The following is a 7356-nucleotide window of genomic DNA, read 5'->3' as shown; positions in this document are numbered from 1 at the left end:
AGCTCTCGCCGGCAAAGAAGCATGATGTCTCTGTTTCGGTCGCCTTCGCTTTTATCGCACGTATGAGCGGCGACGCTTTCTCCCGTTCGCCGATGCGTATGAGCGCCATGGCAAGGAGCGCGCGCCCGTACGTGGACAGCTCCTTTTCACTCTGCAGGAGATCGATGATCGTTTTCTTATCGGTATCCTTGAGATAGGATATGCTCATCGCCATATACGCCTTGATGTCGGAGGGTTTTTCGCGGCCGTATATCGTGAGCAGGGCGCTGCGTCCGCGGGAATACGCGTTCTCATTGAGCTGATACCCCGCCTCGCGCGTGAGCGATAATCCGTACATCACATAAGCCGTCATGTAGGCATGCGTCTCATCGTTGTTCCACCAGCCCCAGCCGCCGTCACCGTGCTGGAGATCATAGAGGCGCGTAAGTCCTTTCTCCATCATATCGGGGAGTTTCTTGAATATTTCCGGCTCCGGCAGTTTCAAACGCTTGACGCTCTGTGCCACGATGACGTTCGGGAGGAAACGGCTCATCGTCTGCTCAACGCAGCCATAGGGATAGCCAATGAGATAATCGAGCGAGGCGAACATAGCCGCGGCTATCGATCCGCTCGCATTCACAGTGAGTTCGGCGGTATCGCGAAGCGCGCTGTCAGGCAATTCGAGTGTCCTTGAAATACTGCCGCCGGAAAGCACTTCCGATGATACAATGCGGCGCTGAAGCCCGTGCGGGAGTATCGGTATGGAGAGCTTCATCGCATCGCTTTCCTCGTCGGTAAGCGCCTTGAGCACGAATTCTGCGCGGCCGGGTTTATCAGCGGTGACCTTCCAGTCGAAACGTTTATCAACACCCGTGGGAAGCCTGTCGCGCATGCTGTTCGATGCGGCCATATTCACACCCGTCGCGGTCAATTCTGCGCGGACGCTTTTTTCGGTTTTGAGGTAATTATGTACGATTCCCGATATTGTGAGCACATCGTCCTGTGTGATGAATCGCGGCAGTTCGAGCCGGCAGAGCAGGTTCTTGAACGTCACTGTTTCAGTGCGTTCACTCCCCACGCCAGTCTCTCGTGTGACCGCACGCACCGTCGCGCGCCATGCAGTGAGCGTGTCGGGCATTTTTATGGTCACCAGTGCCGTGCCGTCATCGCCGGTGCGTATCGAATGGGCCCAGAACGCAGTGTCCGGGAAATAGCCGCGCACTTCGGGTTCTTTTTCCTTGTTGTTGCCGAGCGCATCATCATCGCTTGCGCCATCCTTTTTCGATTTCCAGTCGGATGATTTCGACACGGATTCCGATCTCATTTCACGGTCAGCAGTCGTGGACGGGGACGCCGCACCCGCCGCGAGCGAGGAGCGCCGTTTTCCCTGGAAGTATACATGGAACGAATTCCCGGTATAGACGCGTAACTGTGTTCTGCCGTAGAAAAATTCGCGTATATCCTTCGCGAATTCATCCTGGATATAGTAGAGCGATGAATCGACGAGCGAAAATGAAAGGTCGCAGGCCACCGGCTTTCTCGCGCCGTCGGTCACTTTGAGAGCGAACGTTGCCGTCTCACCGGGGCGATAGGACGCTTTGTTCGGCTTGATCTCCACGTTGAGGAACCGTTTTCTCGGAAGAACGATGAGGGGTTTTGTCTGGGTGCTCATCTGGTTCTGCCGCACCATGGTCACCGTGTAATAGAAATTCGGGGCGTGCGCTTCGGTGAGCGGGCAATCAAGCACGATGACGCTGCCGTTCATCTTCACCACTTTATAGCCGAGAAGGCGTTCGCCCTCATAGGAGACAATGGCATATCCCGACGGGTACGGCGATTGTATCATCATGGTGGCAGTATCGCCGATGTCGTACTGGTCCTTATTCGGCACTATCGTAAGCGATGAGTAATTGTAGAACGATTGATACGAGTAGCCGGCCACGTAGACACTATGGCGTGCGCTCACTACCCTTCCCCGCGAATCCTTCGCCGTCAGCGTGATAGAGTAATTCCCTTCCTTCGACGGCGCGAACGTGAATACACCGCTCCCGCTCGCTTCGGTCTTTATCTCCTGCGTGAGCACTTTGTCCCGCTGCTCGCTCCCGCGGTTGTAGTCATAACGCTCGATCGTGAGTTCACCGGCGAAGGGGAACGATCTTCCCTCGATGTCCTTGCCGCTGTACGTCAGGAGCACCTTATCGCCGGGGCGATATACGTATTTATCAGCACGGAGCGTCGCAGCGAATTCCGCCTGCGCCACTTTCACCGATGCGCCCCCTTCTATCATGCGCCGTGATGAATCGGTCACTTTCACCGACACGGTGTATTTTGCATCGTAGGGGATATCCTTCGTTTTGAATTTCACTTTGCATACGCCGTGTTCATCGGTCTCCGCTTTCCCTTCGATGAGCACTTCCTCGTACGTGCGATTGTAGCGGCCGCGTCCGCGGCGGCGGGGGCGGTCATCGTCATCATCGCCGCCATAGTCTTCATAGTAGTACCAAGCGAAGGGATAGTAATACCAATAAGGCACTGCATGCTGCGCATAGGTGATGCGGTATTCCACGATGCCCTTCTTTACCGGCTCGCCGAAGTAGTATTTCACATCGACGTTCATGGTGACATCATCGCCCTTCATGTACGAGGGCTTCTCAGGCGTAACGGCCATTTTGAATTCAGGCTTCTTGTATTCCTCAACGCGGAACGCCTTCACCGTTTCCGGCATCCAGTACGTGTAGAATTGATCGGTTATCTGCGTACCGTTCGCGGTGAAGACGCGGAAGCGATACCAGCCGAGGTCGGCGCGTTCGGGGAGCACGAAGGCGTCCGCAAGCGCGCCGTATTCGTTCGCCTGCACCTCTTTCTCATACACCTTCTTTCCGGTCGGTGTCTCTATCACCACCTTGTACGACTTGTCGCCGGGTATCTCGTAGGCGAGACCCTCGCTCTTCTCGCGTATGATGACCTTGTAATTCACCGTCTGCGCCGGGCGATACACCGGCCTGTCCGTATAGAAATAGGTCTTATATGTCTTCTGCTGACCGTAGCCCTGATACACATCTATAAAAGCGATATCATTCTCGCGCCGCACGGTCAGGGCAAAACCGCCGCTGTATTTCGCGTTCTTCGGGAGCACGGCTATCCCGTCGCCATCGCTTGCGCCGGTCGCAACGAGTTCTTCGCCGTAATATGCTTTTATCGACGCATCGCGCACCGGCTCGCCGGTAACCTTATCCATGACGAACAGCACGCTCCTTCCCGAATCGCTTTTGGCAACGACGCCCAGGCGCGAAACGGAAACGATGGTGGCCGATTGTATATCCTTTGACTTCGCAAGCACGACATAAAGCCCGGGCTTGAACTTCCCGAGTTTCACGGCCCCGTAGAACGTTCGCTTCTCAGCCCACGGAGCGGACTGTTTTTCATCCTGGGTCACTTCCGCGACTTTGGTGTTCGCCGTCAGCGGAAAGCGATAGGGGTCTATCTCGCGGAGCGGGACGTTGACCGCATTGCCCGGCACGGCATGCACTTCGAGCGTCACAACTCCGGTATTGCGCATATTGAGATATACCGATGACTCATCATCGGGCGTGAACGATGAATGTGAATAGACCTCAAGATAGATATCTTTCGCCCAGCGGTAATAATCGAGCACCCGCTCGCTGTGCGCACCCGTCGGATATTTCACGAAATATTCATTGCACCATTTCTCAACGGTGTCTTTTTTACCGGAATAATATATCTGCTCGACAGCATTATAGTAGAGCGTCTCTACCTGAGGGCTTTTCGGGAATTTCGATTCGAAATCGCGTATCGCGCTTTCGATCTCCTTTCGGTCGCGCACACGCGTCATCGACTGATCATACAGCTTCGTCTCATCCGCCGACGGTTTGTACTGCGCGGCTGCAGTGCGCGTCTCCGTCTTGGGTGTTACTATCTTCTGCGGTTCGCCGAGATAGTTCAGGACGGAGCCCTGCGCGGCGAGGGGGGACAGCCCCAGGCAAAAGACCGCCAAGACACCGATGATACGGACATGAACGGACGATCGTTCCATACGAAGCCTCCTCATAGAGTTCGTGCAGTACAACGTTCAGTGCGGAAAAAAGTAACGGGGATATGCATCCCGTCTGTCATCGTTTGAGCAAGTGAGAGTCATGGAGGAATCGCTGATAATTCCTGGTGGCCACATCGGCGGCGAGCACTATCACCTGCGGGCAGTCGTAGGGATGCGTGCGCTCTATCTCGCGTATGCAGGCCGCACGTTTTTTCGGCAGCGTCTTGATGATAAGCGATACCTCATGTTCGTCGCAGAGCTTGTCGTTCCACCAATACACGCTTTTCACATCGAATCGTTCTATGCAGGCGGCAAATCGATGCTTAACCAGGTGATGGCAGAACTTGTGTTCATGCTCTTTGGTTATCGTCGTGAGTATGAGCGAAACGGCCATACCGGCTCACATCTTCTTAAGCGTTTCCTGCTCTTCGAACGAGAAGAGCTTCATAAGGTCGAGTATCATGACAAGCCGCTCATCCACTTTGGCAACGCCGGTGATATACCGTTCGCCGATGCCGGCGAGCACTGCGGGCGGCGGCTGCACATCCGCCTGGGGGATATGCACCACTTTCGATATCGCATCGATGATAATGCCCATCTCCATCTTCTGTATACGGACAATGACGATGCATCCGTTCTTGACACCCTCGGCCTCTCTCAGATGGAAACGCTTCTTCAGATCGATGACGGGTATGACATTGCCGCGAAGATTGATGACGCCCTCGACGAAATCCGGCGCATTGGGGATGAGCGTCACCTTCTCCATGCGGATTATCTCTTTCGTCTGCATGATGTCAATGGCGTATTCGGCGTCGGCGAGGCGAAAGGTTACGAGCTGGACCACATTGGCGTCTATTTTCTCTGCAACACCATCTTTCTTCTGCACAAAGACATCCATAGCGCTCTCCTCGTCGAACAAGGCATCGTGATCACGCTGATTATATCATATAGGGAGCTGATTGCAACGACAGGATAAATCCAAAACCCATAAAAAGGACAAAGAGAAACCACGGAGAGCACAGAGACAACACCGAGAACGAATAGAATGCAGGATAATCACAGAACGATGCTAACTGATACATTATTGCCATCTTCAATTCTCTTCTTCCTCTGTGCACTCGGTGGTTTTATTTTTTCCCCTGGACGTCGCTTGTCGGGGACGTGGTCTTGTAACGGTTTATCTCCCGCTCAAGCAGGGCGATGCTATCGGCCATGCGCACCGTCATTGCAAGAACGTCCTCCGTCGACTGGCGTATCTGTTCTGCGCCCAGCCCCATGTCGTTCACGTTCGTTTTCACCGCGGCCGACGTCCCCTTGAGCGTCTCAATGGCGGCATCGGTAGCGCGCGAAGAATGCTCGACAGCGCTCGTGATATTTCTTATCGAACCCATAGCCTCATTGATATGGCTGTAATTCCCCTTTATCTGGGATGCGATGCCCGAGACGTGGGTTATCGACCGTACCATCTCTGCTGACCCGATGGCCTGCTGTTCCATCGCCCGGTTCACCTCGCTGATGGTCATGGTGACATTGATCGCCTCCGCGGCAAGGAGATTGAAATTCTCGCCGGTCTTTTCAAGGTCATCCGCCGTAAGCCGAATGCTGCCCTCGATCTCCTTGAGCGAACGCCTCGCGTTCTCAGCCTGTTTATTGGATATCTCCGCGAGCTTTCGGATCTCATTGGCCACGACAGCGAACCCCCTGCCGAAACTCCCCGCATGCGAGGCTTCGATCGATGCGTTCATGGCAAGGAGATTCGTCTTCGATGCGACCGAGGTTATCATGAGGACGAATTCGCTTATCCGCCCCATGGCGCTGAGCACCGTGCCCATGTTCTTGACCGTCTGCTGCATGAGTTGCCTGCCCTTCTCAGAGACGGAATACAGGTTCGTCGCCGAGGTGTTCGCATTCCCCGCGAGGCCGCGCACGCTCTCGGTCGTCGAAGCCATCTCGTTCGCCGATGATGCGATCTGTTCAGAGCTCGACGCCTGGTCGTTGATGAGCGTATCAAGCCTTTCTGTCTCGCCGATGATGGAGCCGATGGTGCCGAGTATATTATCGATGTTCGATCTGAGCGTGATGTTCGCCTGTGCGGTGCTTTCCACCTGGCTGTACTGATGGTCGATGACATCCCGAATGGAGCCGATCGTCGCGGCGATCTGTTTCACCGTTGCGGCATTGGCTGTCGTGCGCCCCGCAAGGTCGTCGCCCAGCGATTTTGAGGTATCGATATTTGTCTTCACCGAAAGCACGATGTTCCTGAGGCCGCTCACCATTTTGTTGAAGCTCTCGAACAATCGCGAATATTCGTCGGTCGTGAGCACGACAAGATCGGCATCGAGCGCGCCTTCCTGGACGGTATGCATCTCGGCAAAGAGCCTTCCGGTGAGATGGCCGACATCCTTCGCCATGAGGAAGGACATCGAAATGCCGGCGCTCGCCATGAGTACGATGAGCGCGATCGCCCATACCGCCAGGCTCTGCCAGGTCTCGCCGGTGTACGATTTATACAGCAGCGTGAATCCCAATACGATGAGCGGTATCGAAGAGATGAAGAATGACAGCAGAATGAGCTTTGTCCTGATGTTGAGCGGCATGAGCTTCTTCCTGAGTCCCTGCGGTACGCCGCCGCTGTAGCGCTGGATGAACGGGATGATGCGCCGCGTGATCCCCAGCACGAAGAAGTATTCGAATATCGCATGCGTGGGGACGACGATGAGAAGACTGAGCGATATCGAGATCACATGCACCGCCTGAAATCCGGCATTGAACAGAACGTTCATCCCGAAAATAACGATCATACCGGTGAGTTCGCTCGAAAGGCCGTGCACGAGAAGGATGCGGAGAAAGGTCTTTTGCGGGAAATTAAGCAGACATACATGCGCTTCCCCGGCGAGCTGCCTGTCGGGCGTTCCGGCATCGAGCGTCCGGAGGAACCGTGAGAGCGGGCGATAATGTATCACCAGCGCAAGCATGTCGAAAAGTATTATCGCCGGGAGCACGATGGCGAATACGCCGATGAGCATGAGCGAAAGCTGCTCTTTCGTTACGCGCAGCCCGAAACCGACGAGGAGGAAGACCGCGGCCCCGGCGAGCGTCGCCCAGATGCAATAGATGAGCGTGAACCGCAGGAAGAGCGATCTGTTCGTCAGCGTACGCCTTCCGTCGAGATATGGGTTATTCTCGTCCACCGGCATCTCCTCTTGTCAGGTGTACATCCTGACCGGTGCCATTATATGCCGGAATCGGCGGCGAAACAACTGCATATGTTTCAAAGTGTGTGACTTTCAATTGTGGTAACGCAGCGAAATAATTGCAAATGG

At 54.9% G+C, this 7356-nt stretch carries 4 protein-coding genes; all 4 read right to left on the bottom strand.

Features of this window, described 5'->3' with window-relative positions; all coding sequences use genetic code 11:
- Positions 1-4033 (bottom strand): MG2 domain-containing protein (locus tag AABZ39_19000; GenBank protein MEK6796869.1); only part of this gene is annotated, 4033 nt, incomplete at its 3' end.
- 76 nt (positions 4034-4109) lie between these two features.
- Positions 4110-4427 (bottom strand): divalent cation tolerance protein CutA, encoded by a 318-nt coding sequence (gene cutA / locus AABZ39_18995; protein MEK6796868.1) that lies wholly within the window; start codon positions 4425-4427, stop codon positions 4110-4112.
- A 6-nt stretch (positions 4428-4433) separates the two neighbouring features.
- Positions 4434-4931 (bottom strand): chemotaxis protein CheW, encoded by a 498-nt coding sequence (locus tag AABZ39_18990; protein ID MEK6796867.1) that lies wholly within the window; start codon positions 4929-4931, stop codon positions 4434-4436.
- Positions 4932-5160: 229 nt separating this feature from the next.
- Entirely contained in the window at positions 5161-7224 is a 2064-nt protein-coding gene (locus AABZ39_18985; protein MEK6796866.1) for a methyl-accepting chemotaxis protein, read from the bottom strand.
- Positions 7225-7356 lie beyond the last annotated feature (132 nt).

This window comes from Spirochaetota bacterium (genome assembly GCA_038043445.1).
Classification (GTDB): Bacteria; Spirochaetota; Brachyspiria; order Brachyspirales; family JACRPF01; genus JBBTBY01.
Note: the sequence above shows the minus strand (reverse complement) of the source record. Positions and strands in the feature narration are given on the sequence as shown.

What these genes read in the sequence shown, in the direction of transcription:
- cutA (MEK6796868.1), bottom strand. Translation starts at nt 4,427, where the DNA reads ATGGCCGTTTCGCTCATACTCACGACGATAACCAAAGAGCATGAACAC.
- AABZ39_18990 (MEK6796867.1), bottom strand. Translation starts at nt 4,931, where the DNA reads ATGGATGTCTTTGTGCAGAAGAAAGATGGTGTTGCAGAGAAAATAGAC.